This is a genomic window from Gilliamella sp. LMG 34360 (genome assembly GCF_984568995.1).
On record NZ_OZ474900.1, the window covers coordinates 1144624 to 1170884 of the forward strand.

A 26261-nucleotide genomic window follows, 5' to 3' on the forward strand; every position below is an offset into this window, starting at 1 on the left:
GGGTTTTTTATTGAATGATAATTATTCAGCAATAATTTCAATAATAAGTTTAGCAAAAGCTTCGCTGTGTACTTGGAAGAACACTTCGTGTTCACCAGTTGTACGTAATACACCATTTGGTAAACGAACTTCGCTTTTTGATACTTGAACACCGCGAGCTTTAACTGCATCAGCGATATCACGAGTACCAATAGAACCAAATAAACGACCTTCGTCACCAGCTTTAGAAGCAATGGTTACTTTTTCAAGTGCGTTAATTTCGTTAACACGTTGTTCAGCGGCTTTTAATGTTTCAGCAAGTTTTGCTTCTAAATCAGCACGACGCGCTTCAAAGAATTCAATATTCTTTTTAGTTGCTGGTACTGCTTTACCTTGTGGAATTAAAAAGTTACGTGCGTAACCCGCTTTAACATTAACTTGATCACCTAAGCTGCCTAAATTAGCAACTTTATCGAGTAGAATAATTTGCATTATATGTTCCCTCTGTTGCTAATTACTGATGGTTGTCAGTATATGGTAATAATGCCAAGTAACGAGCGCGTTTGATAGCGCGAGCTAATTGACGTTGATATTTTGCGCTAGTACCAGTAATACGGCTTGGTACAATTTTACCACTTTCTGTGATATAGCTTTTTAATAAAGAAACATCTTTATAATCAATTTCTTTAACGCCTTCTGCTGTAAAACGGCAGAATTTGCGACGACGGAAATAACGTGCCATTTGGCTATTCTCCTAATAGTTTAACTTGGTCAGCATGCAAAACAAGTTGACTTGTTTGATTGCGTTTTGTGTGGGTACTTATAAAACCGCTCACTAAAACTTTGCTGCCTTTTTTTATGTAACTTAACTCTTGTTGTCCACTGACAATTACGGGCATTATGCACCATGCTTGTCTGCTAAGTTCTGCTTCAATTTGTTCAGAAACATGTTCTAAATAAAACTGACAATGCGAGATCCCACTTGGACTCATTTTTTGTATCGGTGTTTTTTTTACAATACCCGATAACACTAAACGATTATTCGTCCGAATCATCGTCCATGTTTACTTCGCTAAAATCTTCTTCAGAGTTACGACGCTCATCTTTAGCTTTTAACATAGGTGAAGTTTCAGTTACAGAATTTTTGGTACGCATAATTAAACTGCGAATTACCGCATCATTAAAACGGAAGTTATCTTCAAGCTCATTCACAGCTTCTTGAGTTGCTTCAACGTTCATTAACACATAATGTGCTTTATGCAGTTTTTCGATAGGATAGGCTAATTGACGACGACCCCAATCTTCTAAACGATGAATTTTACCACCATCGGCGGTTAATGTACCAGTATAACGTTCAATCATACCCGGTACTTGTTCACTTTGATCTGGGTGAACCATAAATACTATTTCGTAATGACGCATTATCGCTCCCTACGGATTAATCAGCTTTCTGTCGGGGCAACCGCAACCCATTGAAAGCAAGGAACATGAAAATAAGCGGTTGAAATCGACGGGGCATTATATATCAACTTATTTTAATTGACAAATGAATATATTAAGGATGTTCCCATACTGTGTCTAAATTTATGTTAAGAAGTTAAATTCAGACTAAAATAACAATGAAACGGTATAGACTCCTGAATAATTTTTACAAAAATATGTTATAGTTATATTTAAAAATTGTTTTTGTTAATCATTCTTGACAATAATGTTGTTGTTTTCTGACTAAACATAAATATTTTACTAAAATAGTGAGTAGGTTAGTGTTACCATTATTTTTTATATTGAAATAGATGACAGAACGCTAAAATGTAAGGATATCTATACATTATTAATGTCAAAATATGTTATGCTTAACCTAATGTAAATTTTTACTTTTAGGCATACAATAAAAGGAGAACTATGATGACTCAGGAAACAATTTTTAGTAAAATTATTCGGAAAGAAATTCCTTCTGATATTGTTTTTCAAGATGATAAAGTGACTGCTTTTCGTGATATATCGCCTCAAGCGCCGACGCATATTTTAATTATTCCAAATAAACTTATCCCCACTGTTAATGACGTTAAAGAAGAAGATGAGATTGTGCTTGGGCATATGATGATTGTTGCCGCAAAAATTGCAAAGCAAGAAGGCATTGATAAAAGTGGTTATCGTTTAATTGTTAATTGTAATGAAGATGCTGGGCAAGAAGTCTTTCATATCCATATGCATTTATTGGGTGGAAAAAAATTAGGTAGATTAATAGGTTAATGTATGAAACAGATAAAACGTATAGTTGTTACTTCGGCAATAGCTTTTGTTTTAACGGGTTGTCATCTTTTAGATAATAAAGATGACATTATGACGCCTCCTGTTATTATAAATCCAACTGATGGAGATGTAATTGAAACCCCACCTTTAATTACTAAGAAAACGGATTGGAATACAATTTTGTCACCATTTACAAATAAACTGATAAATGATTCATCTTCTCTGAATGATGAAAACAAAGTTTTGTTAATTAGTGATATTCAAAATCGCAGTGGTGATTATTTGATAAATAACCAAATTGATGAAGCGTTACATCAATTAATGAATAAACAAAATAAATTCACTGTCGCTAGTAGACAATCTATCAACCAAACTAAACAAGCATTAGGCATTTCACCTGATGATAAATTGGTTTCAAGAGGTAAAATGATTGGGTTAGCCAAATCAATGAATGCTGGTTATGTACTTTTTACCACCATTTACAAAATACCAACAGAAAATAATGAAGCTAATCTTTCTATGGAAATAATTTCAACCCAAACAGGTGAAATATTAAATCGAGTAACATCTAAAGATTTTTCTAAGCAAAGTACCAATGATAATCAACAAAGTGAGGCTAGTGAGTAATGGGTCCATTGTTGATTGATTTTGATGGCATAACCCTAACCGATGATGATAAGAAACTACTGCAAAATCCATTGGTTGCAGGTGTAATTCTATTTAGCCGTAATTATCAAGAACCAAAACAATTGAACGAATTGATAAAGCAGATCCGTGCCGCATCGAATGAGCGATTATTAATTTCGGTCGATCATGAAGGTGGACGAGTTCAACGTTTTAAACATGGGTTTACTCTTATTCCACCAGCCCAAGCTTTTGCTGCACTTAACGATCTTGAACATGCTAAATCATTAGCATTTGATGCGGGTTGGATGTTAGCTATGGAGCTGATTGCTTTTGATATCGATCTTAGTTACGCACCCGTTTTAGATTTAGGTCATGACTGTTTAGCTATTGGCACAAGATCATTTCATCATGATGCTGATATTGCTTATCAAATTGCCTCATCTATGATTGATGGTATGCATATGGCGGGAATGAAAACTACAGGTAAACATTTTCCGGGACATGGTCATGTTATTGCAGATTCACATAAAGAAACGCCTATTGATGATCGTGAAAAATCAGTGATTGAACAAGATATGCAAATTTTCTCGAAACTTATCTCAGATAATAAACTTGATGCAATTATGCCAGCACATGTGATTTATCCAGTATTTGATGATAAACCAGCTAGTGGATCGTCATACTGGCTCAAAACAGTGCTTCGAGAACAGTTACATTTTAATGGTGTGATTTTTTCTGATGATTTATCTATGGAGGGTGCATCAGTAATGGGAAATCATGCAGAGCGAGCACAGGCTGCGTTAGCTGCAGGTTGTGATCTACTCTTAGCTTGTAATAATCGACAAGGTTCATTAGCGATTTTAGAACAGCTGATGATTTTGGATAAAACTCAGCCTTTAGCAACAAATAAAGCAAAACTTCTATTATCCAACACTAAAATAACCTTTGATGAATTAACTAAAAGCCTTGAGTGGCGGCATCGTCGTGATAAATTAACCAAACTAAATGAGAAATGGGCAGATTATGCAAGCAGCAATCATTGAAATCAATAATGACCAACAATTAATTAACTATAATCAACAAGCTGGTGAACTGATTTCGTCTGATTTGTTAAATTTGGATCAACCTTTTAATTATCATGATGTCTTTTCTCTTGATAATTCCGTTAATTTGGATGTCCAAGATGATACGATTATTGTTTTAAATTCTCAGTATTTTTTATTGCAAAAAATTAATGAATCATTCAAAATTACATTCATTTTGCAACCAGTTGAATATCTAAAAAAACGATTATCAAAAATTAATGTCGTTGGTAATCATGCTTTTGATATTTTTGCAGACCAAAGTCAACCAATGCAAAAATTGATCGCTCAGGCTAAAGCATTTTCAATGCAACGAGAGCCATTATTGATTACAGGTGAAACAGGTACTGGTAAAGATTTGTTGGCTAGCGCATGTCATCAATATAGTCCTAGAGGTGATCAAACTTTTTTAGGTCTAAATTGCGCTGCTATGCCTGATGATGTGGTTGAAAGTGAACTTTATGGTCATGCTGTAGGCGCTTATCCTGGCGCACTAGAAAGTAAAAAAGGTTTTTTTGAACAAGCAAACGGCGGTTCTGTATTACTTGATGGCATTGATGAAATGTCATTTCAAATGCAAACCAAATTATTACGTTTTATCAATGACGGATATTTTCGAAGAGTAGGTGATGATAACGAAGTTTACGTTGACGTTAGAATTATCTGTGCGACTAAAGTTGATTTAGCTGAATTAGTGGAACAAGGAAAGTTTAGGAAAGATCTTTATTATCGCTTGAATGTGTTGTCTTTAAATTTACCTTCACTTCAAGAACGTCAAGATGACATTGCTCCACTTACACATATTTTTATTGATGAATTTGCTCATAAGCAAGGTATTATACCGCCAACAGTAAATCAGGATGTTATTCCTTATTTAACTCACTACACTTGGCCGGGTAATGTAAGACAGCTTAAAAATGTACTTTATTCCGCATTAGCTCAGTTGACGTCATCACAATTGACAGTAAAAGATATTGTTCTTCCTGCGATAACTTCGACTCAAGTTTCTTGGATTAACAATATTGAGAACAAAACACTTGATGAAATGACTAAACAATTCGAAAAAGAAGTCTTAAAAAGCTTGTATATTGAATATCCAAGCTCAAGAAAACTTGCAAAAAGATTAGGCGTATCCCATACCTCAATTGCTAATAAGCTTAGGGATTATGGAATAAGAGAGGAAGATTTTTGTTAAAATAGAAAATGTTTGGAATATATTTCATTTTTCAATTATTCTTAGTTTATAGTAGAATAGTATTGGTAAATTTCTATATGTTATTCTTTATATAGTTGATTAATCATATTGTATATATATCCATAATACATTGAGGTTAAGCAACTATATTATTCACTCAAAATCAGGGTTGTTTATAGAATAGAGTATGCTTGCGAGATTCAATTAAACATTTTCTTTTTTATACCTTATCTTTCTCTTTTATATTTTTCAGTAGTTGGCATTTAGTTTTCTACTTTATCTAGCTAGGATTAGATATGAAATTACTTTCAGTTGTTTTACCCATGTATAATTCTGAGAAATATGCTGATGTTTGTATCAAGAACATCCTTTCTCAATCATTTAAAGATTATGAGTTGATAATTATTGATGATGGAAGTTCCGATTCTACCGGTTTGATTTGTGAACAATTTAAGTATGATTCCAGAGTAAAATATTTTTATCAACCGAATGGTGGATCCCATAAAGCAAGGAATTTAGGTATCAAAAAATCAACGGGTGAATTGATTACATTTGTTGATTCAGATGACATTATTCCTAGTAATTATTTCGAAGTTTTGGTAAATTTATATAAAAATGATATAGATTGTGTATTTTGTGATATTTATCATCAAAAACATGAGGGATTGGTTAAAAATTCTTTTTTTAAAAAAGAGTTTGTATCACTAGATACAAGGAAAAAGATAACTTATATGTTAAGTGATGATTCTTTCCCTGCCCCTTATGCAAAATTGTTTAATTTAAGTAAAATAAGAAATCTTGGTCATCAGTTTCTGGAGTGTGATAATTATTTTGGTTTTGCTGAAGACTTTTATTTCAATTCAATATATTTAATTAATTCGGAAAAATTGCTTTATACAAATAGAACCTACTATATTTATAATAAACTTAACGAAAATTCTCAATGTAATAACCCATCCTTAGATGTACAAAGACGTAATAATGTCGATAGGGCTATAGTTATTTATTCAATATTGCAATATATGTTTCAAAATAAGTTAAACATAAACAAATATAATGCTATTTTCTACATGATAAGAAAACATTTGGATTGGGGGGGGAGTGTTACTAAAGATACATTGTTAAATTTACTTAGGCACTCAAATTTACCGAAATCTTATATGAAAAAAGTATTTTCTTTTTCTTTGGGTATTTATTTATTTGATTTTTTTAATAAATGACGGAGATTTTTATTAATTATGATTCCTAAAATAATACATTATTGTTGGTTCGGTAATAATCCTAAGCCAAAAAAAGTTTTAAATAATATCCAAGATTGGAAAAAGAAACTTCCTGATTATAAGTTTGTTGAGTGGAACGATAGTCATCTTAATTTAACAAATAATCAGTACGTCAAAGAGGCATATCAAGCTAGAAAATTTGCATTTGTTGCTGACTTTTTTAGGGTTTATGCTTTATTTAATGAAGGAGGAATTTATTTAGATACAGATATAACTCTGTCTAAATCTTTTGATCCTTTTCTCAATTTGGATTTTTTTTCATGTTATGAAAACTGGAGAGAAATAATCCATCCTATCTCAACAGCTACTTTAGGGGCAGCTAAAAATAATCTTTTTATTAAAGAAATATTAGATTCTTATGAAAATAATAAGTTTATTATAAATGGAGAACCAGATGTAACAACTAATGTTGAAAGAATAACCACCTTATTAAAAAATAAAAAATTAGTAGCTGAACCATATAATAAATTTGATACTTTAAATATTTCGTCAAAAGAAGTCATTTTTCCTTCCCATTATTTTTGCGAAAAAATTGAAGGTTATGATAATTATTGTGTTCATGAATTTTATGCTTCTTGGAAAGATGACAGTAACGATGAAATTATACATACAGAGCTAGAACAACCCTATAAAGTCAAATTTAAAGTAAATAAGAAAGTTGTATTTGTTAAATTAAAGCAAGAAACGATACCAAATAGAATATTGGCTTCGTTTTCATTTAAGAAAAAAAAATATGCATTTATCACTATCTAAATAGGAATATTTAATCGTGCAACCAAAACTAACTGTTGTAGTACCTGTTTATAATACAGAAAAATATTTAAGAAAATGTTTGGATAGTCTTGTTAACCAAACTTTCAAAGATATTGAAATCCTTTGTATAAATGATGGTTCAGAAGATAATTCACATATTATTTTAAATGAATATGCTAAAAAAGACCCTAGAATAAAAATCTTTAATAAAGTTAACGGTGGGCTGTCATCTGCAAGAAATATGGGTATTGAAAATGCCAGAGGTGACTATATAACTTTTCTTGACTCAGATGATTATGTTGAAAATAATGCTTACGAATTAGCGTTATCAAGATTTGTTAATGATAAAGTTGATTTAGTACATTTTTCAACAAATTTAGTAATGGAAGAAAATGGTTGTGAACGTTACAATCAAGATTATTTTCAACACAAATTTCGCGGATTAGTAAAATTAACTAGCTATGTTATTAACTATTTAGATGTTTGTGCTTGGAATAAAATATATAAACTTTCAATTATTAACAATTACGGTATAAGATTCCCTGAAGGTAAACTCTATGAAGATAATCCTTTTTTCTGGTCATATGCATTGGTGTGTGACTATGCTTATTTTATGCCAGAAAGATTGCATAACTATTTAAGTAGAAAAAATTCAATTATGAATTTAACGATGAAAGTTCAGAAAACTAAAGTTAATGAGCTATCTCATGAATATGATAGACTGTTATGCTTTGAAGAGTTTTTATCTTTTATTTTTAAATGGAATTTGTTTTATAAAGTAGCTTTAACTTTAGAAAAATATTTTGAAAAAGTTTTTAGAGATGAAATTAACCATGCATCGAAAAAAAACGTAAAAAACATTCTAGAAAAATCAACTGATATCATAAATAAGTTTTCTTTAAACAAATTATTTCCTTTAAATCGTTTTTTTAGAGCATTATCTAAACAAAAATATTATAAAATTGAGAACCTTGAGTTTATAACGAGAAAGCAGAGAGTATTTGGCTTATATCGTTCACCATATCGTACTATTTTTTGCTTATTAGGAATAAAAGTAAAAAAAAGAATAACTAAAAATAAATTAGAGGAACTTGCTATAGATACAAATAACAAATTTAATTATTTGTATGATGAGTTATCCCAATTACGACAGATTATTGTTTCAAATGTTTCAAAACAGAAAAAAGAAAGATTTCTACCTAACAAAAATAATTTAATATTTTATAACCAAATTAACCTAAATGATTTTAGATATTATTTTGAAAATTTATCAATTTTAGCAAAGTTAACAAATAACTTAGATGATTCTAATTCGGTATTTTCATTTGAGCATCAGAACGTTTCTGAAATAATGAAACTAGCAGAGGAACAAAACAAACTATTTTATTATATTTTTACAGGGTTTATAAGTAATGTAATACCACCTTATGGAACAGCAATGCCAATATTTTGCTCATGTATTTCATTTGTGGTTGATTCTCAAGGTTATTTTAATGATGGTAATGTAGCAACAGATCTTGAAAACTTATTGAATACAGTTCAACTAGATAAAAAGCAGTTATTAAGATCCAAAAATGTTATTAGTGAAATCGTTAACAAGAAACTATCAAAATATAATAATTATAATAGTAATTTCAATAATTATAGAGAAGATAATAAGAAAAATGTTCTTATTGTTCAATCAGATTGGGAAATTTATAAAAAACACTATGAAATAAATTATAATTTTGAAGATATGTTAATTGAAGCTGTTTGCAATAATCCAAACGGGAACATAGTCATTAAATTTTCCTATAAGTGTTGTGAAAAACAACTTAGACGTTATAAAAGTATTTTGGCAAACTTAGATGGTAATTTATCTATTAAATATGTAGAAGATAATATTAACCCATTTGATTTAATCAACCAGATGGATGAAATATATGTACATAATGATATAATAGGATTAGAAGCATTGATGTGTGGTAAACCTGTTTATGTTTACGGTATACCTTTTTATGCTGGATGGGGACTAACAATTGATAAAATACCATTTTCTCGTAGAAAAAGACAATTATCTTTAGAAGAATTATTTTATATTTCTTATATTGACTATTGTTTTTATGTTAACCCAGAAAATAAGACTATCTGTGAAATTGAAGAAGCTCTAGATTATTTACTTAAAATTAAAAGCCTCTGCAAATAGGTGTCTTAAAATATTATATTTATCGGTATTTTTTTATCTTTTTAAAATATTAGCAACTAAAAAGTAGAACTATTAAATGCAAGTATACTACTTTTTAGTTGTTAATTACACATAATACATTGTTATTATCATGATTATTACTTTAAGATAAATAGTATAATAAATTTGTTTTATAAGTATTTATCAATTCACTTTAAATAATTTACTATTCGTTTTCAATATTGATATAATTTATACTCATGATTCATAAAGTAAAAAATATTTCACATAAAAAATTTCAATAACAATTCACATGAATATTTCACCAATTTTATCAATAATAGTTCCAGTATATAATACAGAAAAATATCTAACAAAGTGTTTAGATAGTTTGATTAATCAAACGATTAAGAATATTGAAATTATTTGTATAAATGATGGTTCAACAGATGATTCTCAAAGTATATTAGAAATGTATCAAAAAATTGATAAACGAATCAGAATTATCAGTAAAATAAATGGTGGTTTATCTTCAGCTCGAAACATAGGAATTGAACATGCCAAAGGTCAATATATTGCATTTGTTGATTCAGATGATTTCATAGAATTAAATACTTATGAAAGATCATTATCACATTTTGACAGCCCTAAAATAGATCTTGTTTATTTTTCAACAGATCTTGTTTATGAGGTAAATGTTGATCGTATTCAAGATGAACAATATTTTGAACATAAATATCATGGTTTGGTAAGTTTATCTAATGATGTTATGACAAAAATGGATGTTTGTACTTGGAATAAAATATATAAACTTTCCATTATAAAAAAATATAAAATCAGATTTCCAGATGGGCTTTGGTATGAAGATAATCCTTTTTTTTGGTCTTATGCTTTAGTAAGTGATTCTGCATTTTTTATGAATGATAAGTTTTATCATTATTTAATAAGATCGAATTCTATAATGAGTCAGTATAAAAAGAAAGGTAAAATTTATCACAGAACTTCACATGAATTAGATCCATTATTATGCTTTGAGTATTTACTTGATTTTGTTTTTAAATGGGATTTGTTGGAAAAATTTAAGCCTGTATTAATTGACTTATTTCAGGAAAAAATGTTTAAATCATTGAAGTATTTACCTAGAAATGAACGAATATTCGCTATAAATAAATCGACAGAAATTGTTCTTAAATTTAATCTAAAATCTTATTTTTCAGATGATAGCTTTATAACCTCACTTTTTAATGAAAAATATCATAATATCAGTAAAGTTAATTTATATTTTTTGAACAAAAAACAACGTTTTTTTGGAATTTGGGATGCTGATAAATATTATATTATATGTTTTCTTGGTATTAAAATAAAAATAAGAAAACCAAAATAAGAATGCTTTGGATATCAGTATTTACTTATCCTAATAAATGCCCAATAAAATTAACGAGCAACTCTTTATTTATTGTATAATAGATCTTAATTTTACCATTAGAATACTTTAAATTATGTCTGAAAAATTAAACTCGATTTCAACGTTAAAGAAACTATGGCCGTTTATAAGACCTTTTAAAAAAGCCTTGATTTTTGCCATAATAGGTCTTTTGCTGAATGCTGCCACAGATGCAACATTAATATCTTTAACAAAACCATTGCTTGATCATGGTTTAATGGACAAAAATTATTCGCTTTTAATTGCAATTGCAATTGCAATTATTGGGTTAATTTTATTAAGGGGTCTATCTAATTATTTATCAACATATTGTCTTTCTTGGTTATCAGGAAAAGTAGTGACTAAATTTAGACAAATGATTTTTAATCATTTAATTCGATGTCCTACAAGTTATCATGATAAGCAATCTGTCGGAGATCTCGTTTCCATTTTAACTTATAATACCCAAATGTTATCAAAAGCGTCTTCTGATGCATTAATTATTATCATTCGAGAAATAACATATGCTGTTGGGTTATGTATAGTTATGTTATACGGAAGCTGGAAATTAGCTTCAGTTCTTATTGTTTTAGTTCCACTCATTATTTTTATAGCTCAATTCATAGCTAAAAAATTTAGACAAACCATTGCATTAATGCAACAAGGTATGGGGCAAATAACTATTGCAAGTGATGAAATGCTAAAAGGGCATAAAGAAGTTCTAATATTTAATGCTAAAAAGTATGAAAAACGCAATTTTGATAATGTCACCGATGCTTTCCGACGAGGAATGTTAAAAATAGAGATAGTTTCTAGATTATCAACACCAATTATTCAATTAATTGCGACTCTTGGTCTAGGTTTTATTCTTTATTTAGTCGCAAGCCAAAATTTAGATATTACACCAGGATCTTTTACTGTAGTTTTTTCTGCAATGGTTGCAGTAATGCGTCCTTTGCGCGAATTAACTAGTTTACATGTCGAATTACAAAAAGGTGCAATTGCATGTGAATCTTTATTCGGTATTATGAACTCACCTTTGGAAAAGGATCATGGTACAATTGTAGCGGATAAAGTCAAAGGCGATATTGAATTTAAAAATGTGACTTATACCTATCCAACAAGAAGTACGCCAGCTCTTAATGATATTTCTTTAAAAATAACAGCAGGTCAAACTATCGCTTTGGTCGGTCGTTCAGGTGCGGGAAAATCAACAATTGCAAGTTTACTTCCTCGTTTCTATGATGTAACTCAAGGTGAAATATTATTAGATTCAATAAATATTCAACAATATACATTAAGTTCCTTAAGGAAACAGATAGGCTATGTTTCTCAAAATGTTCATTTATTTAATGGCACAATTGCTGAGAATATAGCTTATGGAGAGAAAGAACTTCATAGCAAAGAAGATATAATTAATGCAGCCAAGTTTGCTAATGCTTTAGAATTTATTGATAAATTGGAGCAAGGTATCGATACTGAAATTGGAGATAATGGTATTTTATTATCTGGAGGGCAGAGACAACGTATCGCAATAGCTCGTGTTTTATTACGTAATAATCCAATTTTAATTTTTGACGAAGCGACTTCTGCATTAGATAATGAATCTGAAAAACTTGTTCAAAATGCCATTGAGATTTTACAAAAAAATAGAACGTCAATTATAATTGCTCATCGTTTATCTACTATTGAGAAAGCCGATCGGATTTTAGTTATAGATGATGGTAAGGTTTTAGAAGATGGTAATCATCAATCGCTAATCAACTTAAATGGAATTTATGCACAAATGCATAAAATGCAATTTAATTCATCACAAGATTAAAATAGAAACTAAAATATATGACTAAACAAAATAAGTCCAATTTCACAAATGATATCGATAAAGATTCATCAACATGGCGAACTTTTCTTAAATTGTGGCCATTTATTGCAGAACATAAATTTATTTTATTTATTTCTGTTATTTTACTGGTTGCTAGCGCATTTGCAGATACATCTTTAATTGCATTATTACGCCCATTACTAGACCGTGGTTTTTCTATGAATGACCAAGAGTTTTTATTAATGGCCCCTTTCTATATTTTTGGTCTAGTTTTATTGCGAGGATTTGCCAATTATGGTTATTCAGTTCTTCTTTCCTTAATTTCAGGAAAAATCGTGATGAAAATTAGACAAAAATTATTTAGTCATTTTGTTGATTCTCCAGTAAGTTATTATGATCAGAATTCAACAGGTAGATTACTCTCTCGGATAACTTATGATACTGATCAAGTTGCGTCATCTTCATCAGATGCCTTAATTACAATAATTCGTGAATCCGCATTTATTTGTGGCCTATTTTATACGATGTTTTACAATAGTTGGCAGTTATCCTTGTCCTTAATTATTATTACTCCAATAGTTATCGCCTTAATTACCTTTATTTCTGTTAGATTTAGGCGCTTAGCTAAAAACATGCAAAACTCAATGGGTAACCTTACCATGTCAATTGAGCAAATGTTAAAAGGACATCGTGAAATCATAGTATTTGGTGCTCAAGAGGAAGAGTCAAAGAATTTTGAAAAAGTTAGCAATAAATTTCGTCGCGATGGTATGCGATTAGTTTCAGTATCAGCATTATCCACACCAATAGTTCAGGTGGTTATTTCTTTTGCGATAGCATTTGTATTATTAACAGCAAGTAATCCTGAATTGAATATTACTCCTGGTGAGTTTACTGTTGTTTTTTCATCATTAGTTGCTTTGATGCAACCTATAAAAAGTTTAACAAGTGTTAATGCCGGATTTCAAAAAGGTATGGCTGCATGCCAAACATTATTTGCTATATTAGAGCAACCAGTTGAGAATGATAAAGGTTCTATTGAAGTTGATAAAGTAAAAGGTGATATTGTTTTTGAAAATGTATCATTTGGTTATGAAACAAAAAATGATTTAGCCTTACAGGATATTAGTTTCTCTGTTCCTGCTGGTAAAACAGTTGCTTTAGTTGGTCGCTCTGGCTCAGGTAAGACTACTATAGCTAGTTTACTAACTCGTTTTTATGATATTTCTCAAGGAAAAATTCTAATCGATGGAATTAATATACAGGATTTTACCTTATATTGTTTAAGAAACCAAATAGGATTAGTTTCTCAACGTGTTCATCTGTTTAATGACACAATCGCTAATAATATTGCGTACGGTAAAATTGGAGAGTTTTCACAACATCAAATTGAGGAAGCAGCAAAAAAAGCCAATGCTTATGCTTTCATAAAGGAGTTTGATAAAGGTTTTGACACTTTAGTTGGTGAAAATGGTGTTTTGCTATCTGGTGGTCAGCGTCAACGTATTGCAATAGCAAGGGCTTTATTAAGAGATAATCCAATTCTTATATTAGATGAGGCTACTTCTGCTTTAGATACTGAATCCGAACGAGCTATACAAAAAGCTTTAGATGAATTGCAAAAGGGAAAAACATCTTTAATCATTGCCCATCGATTATCGACTATTGAAAATGCAGATGAGATTTTAGTTATGAGTGAAGGAAAAATTATTGAAAAGGGCAATCATTCGGAATTATTAAATATGAATGGGGTTTACACCAAATTGTATAGAAGTAATTTTAATGATTAAATAACATATTATTAATATTAATTTTTTAATGATTGCTAAAATTTATTCAATGAGGAATATTGCTCATAATTACTTTTAATGTTTAAGTTAGGATATTGCTTGGTTATAGCACATCTTAGTAAAACTTTTTTTGTTAATAATGAGCAATTATGAAGTTTGATAAATTTTAAAATATAAAAAATATTTCTTATAACATTTGGTTTGTTGTTGGTATAAATTCGGATTAATAATTTCAGCAGACCTAATTCTTGAATTAAACTATCTTTATCTTTTTTTGATTTTGGTAGATTGGATTTTAATACTGTTTCTAAATACGTTACATTCATTAATAAAACATAATTAAGTTTAGCAGACTCTGATAATTGTAATGTATTAATTTGTTGTATACATTCTTTTAATACATTCTTTAAAGTATGTACATAAATAGAATCTATATTTATATTCGATAATGACGATGAGTGTACTCGATGAAAATAAGCTTCCTTATTATTGAAATAATAAGAAAGTTTAGCTCTAGATATAATAGAGAGTGAAACAAGATGATCTTCATGATTTTTGCCAATAAAGTTTTTTGTAAATAAATCTCGTTTAAATATATATCTCCATACAACACCTGAATAATTTTTTCTTTCAAGCAAATAAGTTAATAGATCTGTACCGGATTCAAATTTTTTTTGCACTAATGGTATCAATTTGCTTGTTTTTTGTGGGGCCTTACTAACTTCAAAGGATGTATAATTAAAATAAAAAAACTCTAAGTTAGGATTGGAAGTCAATGATGATTCAAATTGATAGAGTAAATTTGTATTGATAATATCATCAGAATCAATAAATAAAATAAAATCAGCGGTTGCTATTTCAATTCCTCTATTTCTAGCTGAGCTTACACCTTGGTTATCCTGTTGAATAATTTTTATATAATTATATTTTGATGAGTATTTCTGAAGGATTAATAATGTATCATCGGTAGAACCATCATCAATACAAATTATTTCTTTGGGTAAACACTGTTGTTTAATCAAAGAATCCAGGCAAGTAGCGATATAATCCCTTACATTATAACAAGGAATAATAACAGAAACGTGTGCGTCTTTATTCATCATATAATATTCTTCTGATAATTATTTTTTCTGAAATAGCTTATACTTTAAGTAAACACCATAATAATAAATAGATTTACATTGAGCGCCTTGTTTCATCAGATATTTAGCATAGTTTCTAATTGATGAACTGTTTCCACTCAAAGGTAACGTTTCATTTTTCCATGGAGATAGTTGAAAATAATGGTCAAATATTTTTGATTGATAAACTTTAAACCAAGGTTTATTTTGTGATATGTAATGTAAAATTACTGTATATGGTCTAATATCTTTTTCTTGATGAGCATCAATTGAAATTTTTATTTTAGTATTAAATTTTACGGGCAACAAAAGAGTTCTGTTTTCTAATAAAATGTTTAAAACGTCTTGATCTGCAAATTTATATACATTTCCATCATTAATGAGTTCTAATGCTTTCTTTGTAATATTTTCTTCACACCATTTTTTAGTATTTATTAAAAGAACACCTGCATTAAAATATTTAGTTGAATCGATTTGGTACATTTTACTAATTGTTTGTTGCATATCTTTGGTGTCAGTTATTACACCTGCAATATAATTTTCAATATTGTATTGAGATAATTTTGCTAATGATTGCAAACATATTACATCACTATCAAGATAAATTAATCTATTAGTTTTTGATTCAAGTATTTCAGGCATAATAAAACGAATACAAGTAGATATAGTAGTAATATGTAAAACTAAAGTTTTGGGATTTATTTTAAAGTTATTATTCAAATAATAAAGTGTAATTGAAATATTGTTTCTTCTTAACTCTTTAAATTTTTGAATATTTTCTTCAGAAACCTTATCAATAAATAAATGGAAATTTAAATTATAATTTGGCGTGTTTTCGATAACTGATAACATCGCGACACCAGCTGGCATTGCATAATTATTATCAAAACCTAAAGCAATATCAAGTGTCTGAAATTGAGGATTGTATTCATTAAAAAGAGGTTTTATTTGATCGATAAAGTTATGAGTATTAACCATGTAAAGTAATTAAATTTTAAAAATTTAACTAATTATATATTCAATTTTTATTAAAATATAGCTCAGAAATTTAATAAATTTACACATGGATATATTTTATTTAAAATGAAGAAAAGAAACTATAAAAAATAAATGAATGGAATGGGTATTACAAATAAATATATTAGTGAATTAGAAATTTTCACACAATCAGATAAACAAAATTCAGATATGATGCACATAGCATTAGCATTTGATGATGGCTATGCGCTGCCAGCAGGTGTCACGATTTCCTCTGTTATTTATAATAACCCCAATGCTCATATATGTTTTCATTTATTTGTTGACAAAATATCTTCCGTCAACCTAGAAAAGTTTAAACAATTAGTAAATTCAACCATCACTATAAAAATATATTATTTAAATAATAATTTTCAGATTAATTCAGAGACCTTAGTACAAGGTTATTTATCAGCAATGTCGTGTGCTAGATTTATTATTGCTGATATATTAAAAGATGAAACAGAAAAATTTCTATATATCGATAGTGATATTTTATGTTTAAAACCAATTAATGCTTTATATAATATTGAATTAAATGATTACGTCGCAGGTGTTATACCTGATGATAGTGTAATGAAAAATATTATTAAGGATTTATATAACATCAATTCTGAAAATTATTTTAATTCTGGTGTTTTGCTCATTAATACAACACAATGGTTTGTTAATAATATGACAGAACAATGTATGAAAACGATAAATGATGGTAATGTTTATCGCTTTGGAGATCAGGATGTTCTAAATATTTTATTAGAAAATAAAACTATCCTTTTACCTATTAAATATAATACTAAAATTCATATCACTATCCCTTGCAATGAAGAGAAAGAAATTGCGCCATATACTGTTTTGTTACATTATGTGACAGGATATAAGCCATGGTATCAAACGTTTAATTCCCAATTATTTAAAAAATATTATCAGCTATCACCTTGGAAAAATGTAGAACGCCCATTAGCCTTAAAAAAATCTTGGTTACGGAATTATGCAAAGTACTGCTTTAAACAAAAAAAATTTATTTCGGCTATGCAATTCTATTATTTCTACTTACTAAGAAAAATAAACTAATTACTTCTTAAATAGTTTTAGTTTTAAATAATGGAAATAATATTTAGCACTTTCTATAAATTTTTTATTTTTTAAGTAAGATTTAGAATAAATCCGATAATCATTTACTCGCATTTTCGATTTATAACTTTTTAAACTGCTGTTACTCCAAGGTGTAAAGTGCTTATAAAAGCAATAAAGATTTTGGGCAATACCGGTATGCTCTTGGTACCAAATTTTTCTTGCACCCGTAAAATGCACAAAATAAGGTAATGATTGTTTATTATGGAAAAAAGATTCTTTTTCTTGGTCATTCATCCAAGTAAATAAATAATTCCATTTTACATCAATATAAGTAACTTGATTTTGTAAGACAATGTTCAGAGCATCTTGATCAGGATATGATAAATTATAATTTTGAGGCGATAATAATATTTGATTAGCTTTATTTTCAGTATCAAACTTTTTCCAATTCTCGGTATTTATGTATAAAAAACCAGAATTAAAATATTTTTCAGATGCTAAATTTAAACGTTTTTTATTTTGTAACATATTATCTGCATCTAAAGAATCGGATGTAACAGCACACACTACGGAGCCTATATTAATATTCAAAATTGAAGAAATATCGCCAAAGCATAAAATATCCGCATCTAAATAAATGAATTTATCAACATAATCAGGCAATAATCGTGGTACAGATAAGCGAATATACATCGAACGATTGATATGTTTTATTTTGTTGTTCTGGATGTCCGAGTATTTATTCAACTCATCAATAGGAATTGAATAAAGAGTAATTGAACTGCTGATTTCCTGTAATTTGTTTTTCTCTTTTTCTGATACATCATATAGAAAAACATGAAAATGAATATTATGGTGTTTATTATTAAGTATAATTGAAGTTATAGATACACCTACATGTTCAAAATAATTTGAATCAGTACAATATACAATATTAATAATACTATTATTCATTTCAAATACTCACTAATACAATTTTTTTAATATATCATAGCTATTTATTCATTACAAAATAGTTATATAAATATGAAATTGATAGTTAATTTTTTTATCATAATTGGTTATGCTACAATAAATCAAACTTTAAATTCTCGGTATTACTAGAACATGTTAGCAGAAAATCTTTTTATCAGTAAAACTACAACATTATTTAATAATGCTCTAGCATCTTTAGAAACTTTACACATAGCATTCTGTTTTGATGATAATTATGCAATGCCTGCCGGTATTGCAATGTCATCTGTGATAGTAAATAATCCAGATAAAAATCTAGTTTTCCATTTGTTTGCCAATAATGTATCAAATGAAAAAATCGAGCGATTCAATCAGTTAAATAAAGAAAATACTTCAATAATTTGTTATGAAATTAGTAATGAATTTTCGATAAATCCTGATACTTTAGTTTTACATGTTTCTGCTTCAACGTGTCTAAGATTCGTTGTTCCGCAAATCTTAAATAAAGTGACTTCTCGTGTTTTATATCTTGATTGTGATGTACTATGTACCAATAATCTTGATGAACTTGTTTCCACTGATTTAACAAATAAGTTTTCAGCCGTTGTACCTGATATCGGTAAAACACAAGAAAAGCAATGTGCGGCTTGCGATATTCCTTATGGAGAATATTTTAATGCAGGTATGATTTATATCAATACGGATATGTGGGTTGAACATAACCTAACTGAAAAAGCATTTAACATGATTAACAGCGGTAAAGTCTATAAATTTGCTGATCAAGATGTATTGAATATTTTAATGCAAGGTAAAACGGTATTTTTACCAAAACGTTTTAACACTATTACTTCGCTTACCGTTGGCGGTAATGAAGATAATCTCATTGAAGCCAATACAGCTATCATCCATTATGTAACAGGTAATAAACCTTGGTATCAACTCTATATTACACCACTTTATCAACATTATATAGCTACTTCGCCATGGGCTAATCAAAAATTATCATTGGCTAATGAAAATGCACCTTCAACCACAAGACGTTATGCAAAATTGTTAGCGAGTAAACATCAATATTTTAAAGCTTTTAAATATTACATTTTATATTTAAAACATAAAGCATTTAAAAAATAATTTATTCTAATAAATAGAAAAATGGTTTTAGTTGTATGGAAAATGATATGAACTATAGTGATAAATTTATAAAAAATACATTAGTTTTGAATAAAAAAGCACAGATAAATGAAGGCTATCATATTGCTTATTGTTTCGATGATAATTATGCAATGCCAGCTGGTTTATCTTTAACGTCAGTTATTGAAAATAACCCAAATATTGAGATTAATTTTCATTTATTTACTAATAATCTTTCGAAAAAAAATTTATCTAATTTTGAAACAATAGCCAAACAACTTGATTGCTCCATAACTTGTTACGAAATAGATAATAATTTTTCAGTAAATTCTGACACATTAGTTTTAGGAATATCAATTGCAACATGTTTGAGATTTATTGTTCCTGAAGTTTTACAAAAAATAACAAACAGAGTTTTATATTTAGATTGTGATACCTTATGTGTTGGTAGCTTGGATGAGCTTTTCAATATTGATTTAAATAATAAAATAGCAGCGGTAGTACCTGATGCGGAGTATATGCAAAATGGCCAAGGTAAAAAGTATGGTATTCCTAATGGTGAATATTTTAATGCTGGCGTAATTTATTTTAATACATCATTGTGGAATGAAAATAAATTAACAGAAAAAACTTTTGAACTTATTAATGATGGAAATGTATATACATTTGCTGATCAAGATGTTTTAAACATTGTTATGAAAGAAAATACATTACTACTGCCTTCTGATTTTAATAATCTAACGGCTTTGACTGTAAATGGTAATGAGGATGCAAAAGTTGATAAAACGACTAAAATAATACACTATATAACTAAAAATAAACCTTGGCATCAACCTTATCGAACTGATTTTTTTGATCATTATTTTGCTAATTCACCTTGGAAAGGTATGTTATTACCTTTGTATAATGATAACAAAACCTCTTCAATTCGAGCTTATTCAAAGCTAATGTTTAAGCAGAAAAAATATTTATCAGGAATAAAGCACTATATGATTTATTTAAAAACTAAATTAAAAAAATTATAGTGGTTGAATAATCCTAATTTTTTGAGCTTATTTGGTTTATTGATTTGAAAAATTAATCTATTTCTAACTAAGCTTTTTCTTTACCATGAATATTCTAGTATATATTTTTGCTTTCGTTATTGTTATAGTATAGATAGTTATTATGATAGTTAATTGTTCAATCACATGACAATAATTTCATCTCAAATATATAATTATTTTATTTTTTCAAACATTAACTTATTTCTTAAATAAATTTTCCAGTGTTAAATACAAATTGGGCTTATCTATTAATTTGGTGCATTTTAAGTGATTGATGATTTTGCAGAAAATGGTTTGCTTGCGACGGCTATAGATGGTTTTATTGCAAGAGAGCCACAAAGACGTATGGCAAATAAAGTCACTGAAGCAATCAATGCGCAACATTCTCTGGTGGTGGAAGCGGGAACCGGAACAGGCAAAACATTTGCTTATTTAGTGCCAGCCTTGCGTAGTGATAAAAAAGTAATTCTTTCAACGGGGTCGAAAAATTTACAAGAGCAACTCTTTAGTAAAGATCTACCTATAATAAAAAAAGCCCTTAATTACACAGGTAAAATATCACTCCTTAAGGGGCGAGCTAATTATCTTTGTCTAGAGCGGTTGTATCATCAATATGCAGGCGCAGGCGATCTTGATAAAGATTTACGCATCGATCTTGTTCGAGTTAAAAATTGGTCAATTAAAACTAAAGATGGTGATATTAGTAAATGTACAACTGTAACTGAAGACAATCCTGTTTGGTCAATTTTAACCAGTACTAACGATAATTGTTTAGGGAGTGACTGCGAACATTATAATGATTGCTATGTTGTCAAAGCGCGTAAGCGAGCATTAAACGCAGATGTTGTCGTGGTGAATCATCATCTATTTTTAGCTGATGTAGTAGTAAAAGATACGGGGTTTGGGGAACTTATCCCTAAAGCGGATGTTATGATTTTTGATGAAGCACATCAGCTACCCGATCTAGCTTGTCACTACTTTGGGCAACAGTTAACTAGCCGGCAACTGTTCGATCTGGCTAAGGAAATAAATCTTACATATCGCACTGAAGTGAAAGATATGGCACAGTTACAGCAGTGTGCGGATAAACTTCAAAAATGCACACAAGATCTACGATTAGTCATCAACCAACATTCGCCAAAAGGAAACTTACGCTATTTATTCAATCAAGAAGCAGTAAAAAATGAGTTATCTTATTTGGTTGATGCTTTAAATTTTTGTCATGAAGTTTTATTACTAGCTGTGGGACGGTCGTCAACTTTAGATAATTGTTTTGAAAGAATAAAGCAATATCATGCTCTTTTGAGTCGATTACAGCAGACAAATATAACAGGCTTTAGTTATTGGTATGAATGCACTAATAACTATTTTATTTTTGCTTTGACTCCATTATCGGTGGCAGACAAATTCACTCAATTAATTGCTGAACGTGATGGAAGTTGGATTTTTACTTCTGCAACACTATCGGTTGATAATCGATTGGACTATTTTACTAAACGTTTAGGCTTAGATAATGCAGAGTCGCTCATTCTAGAAAGTCCATTTGATTATGCAAATCAAACTATTATGTGTGTTCCACGCTATATTCCTTCACCAAATGAACAAGGGAATGCACAGAAATTAATCGATATTCTTTTGCCTGTTATTGAAGCTAATCAAGGGCGTTGTTTCTTTTTATGCACTTCCTATGCAATGATGAATGCACTAGCCAAACAATTTCGAGAATTAACCACTTTGCCGGTATTGGTTCAGGGCGAAACCAGTAAAGTTAAATTGTTGGAGCAATTTATCCATAAAGGTAATGCACTACTGATTGCAACCAGTAGCTTTTGGGAGGGTATTGATGTTAGGGGAGACACCCTCTCATGTGTTATCATAGATAAATTACCTTTTACTTCGCCAGATGATCCTCTAATTAAAGCCCGTATGGAAGATTGTCAAATGCAAGGGGGCGATGCATTTAATGAAGTTCAATTACCTGAAGCTGTAATTACATTAAAACAAGGTGTTGGGCGATTAATACGCCACCATAACGATCGAGGTGCAATTATCATTTGTGATAATCGATTAGTGATGCGAGCTTATGGTGCAACATTTATTAATAGCTTGCCACCTTCGCCAAGAACACGTGATATAAATAAGGTGATAAATTTTTTATTAGCTAAAAGTTAATTACAAAAATAAATTATTTTGGGAAAAAAATGAGTACTATTTTAGCCATTGATACCGCTACAGAAGCTTGCTCTGTTGCATTACTCTATTGTAATGAAATCACATTCGATTTTAAAATTTCTGCCCGTGATCACACTAAGCAGATCTTACCTATGATTGACAATCTTTTAAAACAATCGGATTGTTCACTTTCTCAGGTAGATGCTGTAGCCTTTGGGGCAGGTCCTGGTAGTTTTACTGGTGTTAGAATTGGTATAGGTGTAGCGCAAGGATTAGCACTCGGTATTGATAAACCAATGATAGGGGTTTCAACCTTAATGACATTAGCTCAGGGGGTGTATCGTACAAGACAGATAACAAATGTTATTCCTGCGATAGATGCCAGAATGAATGAAGTCTATCTAGGTCAATATCAATACATTGATGACCATTGGCAAGCAATTATTCCAGAGTGTGTCATTGCGCCAGAAAAAGTAATAGATAAAGTTCAACATATTTATAATGATAGTTATAGTGCTGGTACTGGATGGCAAACTTATCCAGATATGCTGGAAAATATTCACACAAGCGATATTTTATTACCACATGCTCAGGATTTAATTGTCATAGCCGATAAGAAGTGGCAAAAAGATGAATGGGTTAGTGTTGAAAATGCTGAACCAACCTATTTGCGTAATGAAGTTACATGGCAAAAACTGCCTGGCCGTTAAAAACAAAAAGCCACCTAATGGTGGCTAAATGAATCTCAAAAAACTATGTTCGCTTACTCGCTAAATAGTCCCAAATGCTCTTTAGCATAAGCTTCAAAATCAGTGCAACCACCAATTGGCTTTTCATCAATAAAAATTTGAGGAACTGTTTCTACTGGTTTGCCAACACTTTTAGAAAGATCTTCTTTAGTAATGCCTTCAGCATTAATATCGATATAACGATAAGAAAAATCATCACGTTCTTTAGACAGTTTTTCAGCTAACTCTTTAGCTCGAACACAATATGGACAACCTTGACGACCAAAAATTACAGTATACATTTTTCACCTCTGATAAATTATTTTTTGAATATATAAATACTATACTTTACTTTTTGAGAAAAAAAAGCAGTTAAATATAGTTGTTTTAATAGATTATATCTATTGATACTATGAGTTCATTATAAAGATCGTCTGTAAAAGAGATAACTTTAATATGTTTCTTTTATTCGTAGTATTTATTGGGTTAATTTATTATAACATTCAGGAACCTGAAATTTTTCATATCCTGTTATTAGACTTTTATAAAAATGAAATAGTACATAACCTATTAGTTAAAAATAATTATTGAAACGGAACAACTAAAATAAAACTAATGAGTGGAGTTGAATCTTCAAAAAAATTTTTAATTGTTGTAAAAAAGTTTCAGGTTAACTATACGTTTCAGTATAAATTAGATATATATGCTTGGCAACTTCATTCATCAACTGTATTGGGTTGGTCTGGTAAGAGAGATTGCAACGCACACGCTATGACGATCTAAAAAATATCTTTAAAAATGGTTAAATAAAAAATGCTTTAGATAAGTAATTTAAGCAACCTTGATAAGAATAGATGAATAATATCTTTTATTAATAAGTTTATTGTTACTTATACTTAAAAAACGCTCTAATAAATTCCAGATAAACTGGAATGACATAATAAAGATTTTTTATTATATTAATTGAGAATCAACCGCTATAATTTATTCTAATAAAAAAACTGGATATATATATGTTAAAGAAATTATTATTGATGGTAATCATTTTTCCTGCCACATTATTTGCCGCTCAAAAAGAGTGTCCAGTTAAACCAAGCTATAACATCGTAATAAACAAAGAAAGTGTTCATATTTTCAATAAAAAAAATGATTTAATGATCAAATCTAACGGAAAAGTTGTATTTAATGAAAAAACTGTTTTACTGCAACCTCCACTCGAAAAACAAACCCAAAAATTCCAGAAAGATTTGCGACAGCAATTACCAAAATTAGAACAAGAAGCATTAAGCCTTTTATCAGAAGTTAAAATAACATTTGAAAATGCGATAAAAAATAAATTAGGTAACGATAATGAACTGCATCGTGAATTAAATAAATTATATAAAAGATTAGTGAAATTACTCCATAAATCTATAACATCAGAAAGTGGTAATACTCAATTTTATTACCAAAATTTTAATAATTTAAAAAAAGATGGTGAGGATATAGGTACGCATATTTTTTATAATGTAGTAGGGGGTAGCATTATAAATTTTGATTTTTTTAAAAATTATGGCGCAATAAAACAGATCTCGAAAAATGAATGGAAAGCTCAGAAGCCTAAACTAAAAGCTTTTGATGCTCATATTTGTTCCGTTATCACTGATATTGATGGTCAATATCAACAAATATTAACTCAACTTAACCAATCAACTTATAAGTGAATAGACATTAATAAAAACTTTTGCGAAAATATCCCACTATTATCAATCCAGTTGAAGATACACAAGTTTATGACAGCCAATATTATTGATGGAAAATTTTTAGCGAAGCAAATCAGAGATGATATTGCTAATAAGGTAAAACAACGAATTGAAAAAGGGTTATCTGTTCCAGGGCTTGCTGTAGTGCAGGTGGGATCAGACCCAGCTTCAAAAATTTATGTTAGAAATAAGCAAAAGGCCTGTGATGATGTCGGATTTGCTTCTTTTTCTTATGATTTTCCCACTTCCACAACAGAAGAGTTATTAACTCTTATTGATAAACTTAATCAACGTGATGATGTCCATGGTATTTTAGTTCAGCTTCCTTTACCAGATAATATTGATAAAACTAAAGTCCTTGAACGTATACATCCTAGTAAAGATGTTGATGGTTTTCATCCCTATAATATTGGTCATTTACTACAACGAGATCCGCTTTTACGTCCATGTACCCCTTATGGTGTGGTTAAAATGTTAGAATCAACGGGTATTAATTTAGCTGGATTAAATGCCACCGTTGTGGGAGCTTCAAGTATTGTTGGTCGCCCTATGGCACTTGAGCTTTTATTACTAGGTTGCACAACTACGATTACTCATAGTCGTACCGTGGATTTAGCTAAACATGTCAGCAATGCAGATATTGTTGTTGCAGGTGTTGGTATTGCCAATTATGTTAAAGGTGAATGGATCAAACCAGGGGCAATTGTGATTGATGTCGGTATCAATCGATTACCCGACGGTAAACTCGCTGGGGATGTTGAATTTGAAACCGCCGTTGAACGTGCGGGTTGGATAACTCCAGTTCCTGGTGGTGTTGGTCCAATGACTGTTGCAATGTTAATGAGTAACACGCTTGAAGCATGTGAAAAATTTGGCAAATAAATAGAGAATCATTCTTTTAGTTTTTG

Annotated in this window: 25 protein-coding genes; 17 read left to right on the top strand and 8 right to left on the bottom strand. The window is 29.6% G+C overall.

The features are described 5' to 3' along the window. Positions 1-21: 21 nt before the first annotated feature. Genes rplI through rpsF form a run of 4 tightly spaced genes read right to left on the bottom strand, consistent with a single transcriptional unit; the run spans position 22 to position 1401 of the window. Positions 22-471, bottom strand: coding sequence for a 50S ribosomal protein L9 (rplI, locus tag AC5LW9_RS05200; RefSeq protein WP_198236178.1), 450 nt, complete (start codon positions 469-471; stop codon positions 22-24). A gap of 22 nt (positions 472-493) precedes the next feature. Then, complete coding sequence (rpsR, locus tag AC5LW9_RS05205; protein ID WP_025314965.1) at positions 494-721, bottom strand: 30S ribosomal protein S18; 228 nt, start codon at positions 719-721, stop codon at positions 494-496. A 4-nt stretch (positions 722-725) separates the two neighbouring features. Further along, positions 726-1031, bottom strand: a complete 306-nt coding sequence (gene priB, locus AC5LW9_RS05210; RefSeq protein ID WP_367274771.1) for a primosomal replication protein N — start codon at positions 1029-1031, stop codon at positions 726-728. Further along, positions 1018-1401, bottom strand: a complete 384-nt coding sequence (rpsF, locus tag AC5LW9_RS05215) for a 30S ribosomal protein S6 (protein WP_065737505.1) — start codon at positions 1399-1401, stop codon at positions 1018-1020. Before rpsF ends, priB begins: the two co-directional genes overlap by 14 nt. A 483-nt stretch (positions 1402-1884) precedes the next feature. Here rpsF and AC5LW9_RS05220 point away from each other — a divergent pair, with 483 nt between their 5' ends. The 10 genes from AC5LW9_RS05220 to msbA (AC5LW9_RS05265) all read left to right on the top strand — a co-directional run bounded on the left by AC5LW9_RS05220 (position 1885) and on the right by msbA (AC5LW9_RS05265) (position 14368). Continuing rightward, on the top strand, positions 1885-2232 hold the full coding sequence (locus AC5LW9_RS05220; protein ID WP_198236176.1) for an HIT domain-containing protein: 348 nt from the start codon (positions 1885-1887) through the stop codon (positions 2230-2232). Positions 2233-2235: 3 nt separating this feature from the next. Next, positions 2236-2859, top strand: a complete 624-nt coding sequence (locus tag AC5LW9_RS05225) for an LpoB-related protein (protein ID WP_493456440.1) — start codon at positions 2236-2238, stop codon at positions 2857-2859. Next, the gene (gene nagZ / locus AC5LW9_RS05230) at positions 2859-3902 is read left to right on the top strand and encodes a beta-N-acetylhexosaminidase (protein WP_198236174.1); all 1044 of its coding nucleotides are present in this window, start codon (positions 2859-2861) and stop codon (positions 3900-3902) included. Before AC5LW9_RS05225 ends, nagZ begins: the two co-directional genes overlap by 1 nt. Next, complete coding sequence (locus tag AC5LW9_RS05235) at positions 3883-5136, top strand: sigma 54-interacting transcriptional regulator (protein WP_232352945.1); 1254 nt, start codon at positions 3883-3885, stop codon at positions 5134-5136. Before nagZ ends, AC5LW9_RS05235 begins: the two co-directional genes overlap by 20 nt. Before the next feature lie 296 nt (positions 5137-5432). After that, a complete protein-coding gene (locus AC5LW9_RS05240) occupies positions 5433-6356 on the top strand; it encodes a glycosyltransferase family 2 protein (protein ID WP_198228791.1) in 924 nt (307 codons plus the stop codon). An 18-nt stretch (positions 6357-6374) separates the two neighbouring features. Then, positions 6375-7169 (top strand): glycosyltransferase family 32 protein, encoded by a 795-nt coding sequence (locus AC5LW9_RS05245; protein ID WP_198228792.1) that lies wholly within the window; start codon positions 6375-6377, stop codon positions 7167-7169. A 16-nt stretch (positions 7170-7185) separates the two neighbouring features. Continuing rightward, on the top strand, positions 7186-9354 hold the full coding sequence (locus tag AC5LW9_RS05250; protein WP_493456441.1) for a glycosyltransferase: 2169 nt from the start codon (positions 7186-7188) through the stop codon (positions 9352-9354). A gap of 292 nt (positions 9355-9646) precedes the next feature. Then, positions 9647-10717 (top strand): glycosyltransferase, encoded by a 1071-nt coding sequence (locus tag AC5LW9_RS05255; protein WP_493455218.1) that lies wholly within the window; start codon positions 9647-9649, stop codon positions 10715-10717. Between the two features lie 115 nt (positions 10718-10832). Further along, entirely contained in the window at positions 10833-12578 is a 1746-nt protein-coding gene (gene msbA, locus AC5LW9_RS05260) for a lipid A export permease/ATP-binding protein MsbA (RefSeq protein WP_232352572.1), read from the top strand. A gap of 17 nt (positions 12579-12595) precedes the next feature. Further along, positions 12596-14368 carry a lipid A ABC transporter ATP-binding protein/permease MsbA gene (msbA, locus tag AC5LW9_RS05265; protein ID WP_493456442.1) on the top strand — a complete coding sequence of 591 codons (1773 nt, stop codon included), beginning with the start codon at positions 12596-12598 and terminating at the stop codon, positions 14366-14368. Between the two features lie 35 nt (positions 14369-14403). Here the strand turns inward: msbA (AC5LW9_RS05265) and AC5LW9_RS05270 are convergent, their stop codons facing one another. Then, complete coding sequence (locus AC5LW9_RS05270; protein ID WP_198228796.1) at positions 14404-15471, bottom strand: glycosyltransferase; 1068 nt, start codon at positions 15469-15471, stop codon at positions 14404-14406. Positions 15472-15489: 18 nt separating this feature from the next. Then, positions 15490-16467: a glycosyltransferase family 8 protein gene (locus AC5LW9_RS05275; protein WP_198228797.1), complete on the bottom strand. Its 978-nt coding sequence runs from the start codon at positions 16465-16467 to the stop codon at positions 15490-15492. Positions 16468-16608: 141 nt separating this feature from the next. On the opposite strand from AC5LW9_RS05275, the gene AC5LW9_RS05280 reads away from it, so the two are divergent. Further along, positions 16609-17577, top strand: a complete 969-nt coding sequence (locus AC5LW9_RS05280) for a glycosyltransferase family 8 protein (RefSeq protein ID WP_198228798.1) — start codon at positions 16609-16611, stop codon at positions 17575-17577. Here the strand turns inward: AC5LW9_RS05280 and AC5LW9_RS05285 are convergent, their stop codons facing one another. Then, entirely contained in the window at positions 17578-18534 is a 957-nt protein-coding gene (locus AC5LW9_RS05285) for a glycosyltransferase family 8 protein (protein WP_198228799.1), read from the bottom strand. Between the two features lie 153 nt (positions 18535-18687). On the opposite strand from AC5LW9_RS05285, the gene AC5LW9_RS05290 reads away from it, so the two are divergent. The 4 genes from AC5LW9_RS05290 to tsaB all read left to right on the top strand — a co-directional run bounded on the left by AC5LW9_RS05290 (position 18688) and on the right by tsaB (position 23593). Further along, a complete protein-coding gene (locus tag AC5LW9_RS05290) occupies positions 18688-19665 on the top strand; it encodes a glycosyltransferase family 8 protein (RefSeq protein WP_198228800.1) in 978 nt (325 codons plus the stop codon). Between the two features lie 47 nt (positions 19666-19712). After that, positions 19713-20690 carry a glycosyltransferase family 8 protein gene (locus tag AC5LW9_RS05295; protein WP_198236167.1) on the top strand — a complete coding sequence of 326 codons (978 nt, stop codon included), beginning with the start codon at positions 19713-19715 and terminating at the stop codon, positions 20688-20690. A gap of 288 nt (positions 20691-20978) precedes the next feature. Beyond that, positions 20979-22883, top strand: coding sequence for a DNA repair helicase YoaA (gene yoaA / locus AC5LW9_RS05300; protein WP_198236166.1), 1905 nt, complete (start codon positions 20979-20981; stop codon positions 22881-22883). A gap of 29 nt (positions 22884-22912) precedes the next feature. Beyond that, entirely contained in the window at positions 22913-23593 is a 681-nt protein-coding gene (gene tsaB, locus AC5LW9_RS05305) for a tRNA (adenosine(37)-N6)-threonylcarbamoyltransferase complex dimerization subunit type 1 TsaB (protein WP_198228803.1), read from the top strand. A gap of 53 nt (positions 23594-23646) precedes the next feature. Here the strand turns inward: tsaB and AC5LW9_RS05310 are convergent, their stop codons facing one another. Next, on the bottom strand, positions 23647-23913 hold the full coding sequence (locus AC5LW9_RS05310) for a GrxA family glutaredoxin (protein WP_025314989.1): 267 nt from the start codon (positions 23911-23913) through the stop codon (positions 23647-23649). A 711-nt stretch (positions 23914-24624) separates the two neighbouring features. On the opposite strand from AC5LW9_RS05310, the gene AC5LW9_RS05315 reads away from it, so the two are divergent. After that, on the top strand, positions 24625-25314 hold the full coding sequence (locus AC5LW9_RS05315; protein WP_198236165.1) for a DUF2884 family protein: 690 nt from the start codon (positions 24625-24627) through the stop codon (positions 25312-25314). A gap of 69 nt (positions 25315-25383) precedes the next feature. Next, positions 25384-26235: a bifunctional methylenetetrahydrofolate dehydrogenase/methenyltetrahydrofolate cyclohydrolase FolD gene (folD, locus tag AC5LW9_RS05320; protein ID WP_144091677.1), complete on the top strand. Its 852-nt coding sequence runs from the start codon at positions 25384-25386 to the stop codon at positions 26233-26235. Positions 26236-26261: the final 26 nt, after the last annotated feature.

What these genes read in the sequence shown, in the direction of transcription:
- rplI (WP_198236178.1), bottom strand. Translation starts at nt 471, where the DNA reads ATGCAAATTATTCTACTCGATAAAGTTGCTAATTTAGGCAGCTTAGGT.
- rpsR (WP_025314965.1), bottom strand. Translation starts at nt 721, where the DNA reads ATGGCACGTTATTTCCGTCGTCGCAAATTCTGCCGTTTTACAGCAGAA.
- rpsF (WP_065737505.1), bottom strand. Translation starts at nt 1,401, where the DNA reads ATGCGTCATTACGAAATAGTATTTATGGTTCACCCAGATCAAAGTGAA.
- AC5LW9_RS05220 (WP_198236176.1), top strand. Translation starts at nt 1,885, where the DNA reads ATGACTCAGGAAACAATTTTTAGTAAAATTATTCGGAAAGAAATTCCT.
- AC5LW9_RS05225 (WP_493456440.1), top strand. Translation starts at nt 2,236, where the DNA reads ATGAAACAGATAAAACGTATAGTTGTTACTTCGGCAATAGCTTTTGTT.
- nagZ (WP_198236174.1), top strand. Translation starts at nt 2,859, where the DNA reads ATGGGTCCATTGTTGATTGATTTTGATGGCATAACCCTAACCGATGAT.
- AC5LW9_RS05235 (WP_232352945.1), top strand. Translation starts at nt 3,883, where the DNA reads ATGCAAGCAGCAATCATTGAAATCAATAATGACCAACAATTAATTAAC.
- AC5LW9_RS05240 (WP_198228791.1), top strand. Translation starts at nt 5,433, where the DNA reads ATGAAATTACTTTCAGTTGTTTTACCCATGTATAATTCTGAGAAATAT.
- AC5LW9_RS05245 (WP_198228792.1), top strand. Translation starts at nt 6,375, where the DNA reads ATGATTCCTAAAATAATACATTATTGTTGGTTCGGTAATAATCCTAAG.
- AC5LW9_RS05255 (WP_493455218.1), top strand. Translation starts at nt 9,647, where the DNA reads ATGAATATTTCACCAATTTTATCAATAATAGTTCCAGTATATAATACA.
- msbA (WP_232352572.1), top strand. Translation starts at nt 10,833, where the DNA reads ATGTCTGAAAAATTAAACTCGATTTCAACGTTAAAGAAACTATGGCCG.
- msbA (WP_493456442.1), top strand. Translation starts at nt 12,596, where the DNA reads ATGACTAAACAAAATAAGTCCAATTTCACAAATGATATCGATAAAGAT.
- AC5LW9_RS05270 (WP_198228796.1), bottom strand. Translation starts at nt 15,471, where the DNA reads ATGATGAATAAAGACGCACACGTTTCTGTTATTATTCCTTGTTATAAT.
- AC5LW9_RS05275 (WP_198228797.1), bottom strand. Translation starts at nt 16,467, where the DNA reads ATGGTTAATACTCATAACTTTATCGATCAAATAAAACCTCTTTTTAAT.
- AC5LW9_RS05280 (WP_198228798.1), top strand. Translation starts at nt 16,609, where the DNA reads ATGGGTATTACAAATAAATATATTAGTGAATTAGAAATTTTCACACAA.
- AC5LW9_RS05285 (WP_198228799.1), bottom strand. Translation starts at nt 18,534, where the DNA reads ATGAATAATAGTATTATTAATATTGTATATTGTACTGATTCAAATTAT.
- AC5LW9_RS05290 (WP_198228800.1), top strand. Translation starts at nt 18,688, where the DNA reads ATGTTAGCAGAAAATCTTTTTATCAGTAAAACTACAACATTATTTAAT.
- AC5LW9_RS05295 (WP_198236167.1), top strand. Translation starts at nt 19,713, where the DNA reads ATGAACTATAGTGATAAATTTATAAAAAATACATTAGTTTTGAATAAA.
- tsaB (WP_198228803.1), top strand. Translation starts at nt 22,913, where the DNA reads ATGAGTACTATTTTAGCCATTGATACCGCTACAGAAGCTTGCTCTGTT.
- AC5LW9_RS05310 (WP_025314989.1), bottom strand. Translation starts at nt 23,913, where the DNA reads ATGTATACTGTAATTTTTGGTCGTCAAGGTTGTCCATATTGTGTTCGA.
- AC5LW9_RS05315 (WP_198236165.1), top strand. Translation starts at nt 24,625, where the DNA reads ATGTTAAAGAAATTATTATTGATGGTAATCATTTTTCCTGCCACATTA.
- folD (WP_144091677.1), top strand. Translation starts at nt 25,384, where the DNA reads ATGACAGCCAATATTATTGATGGAAAATTTTTAGCGAAGCAAATCAGA.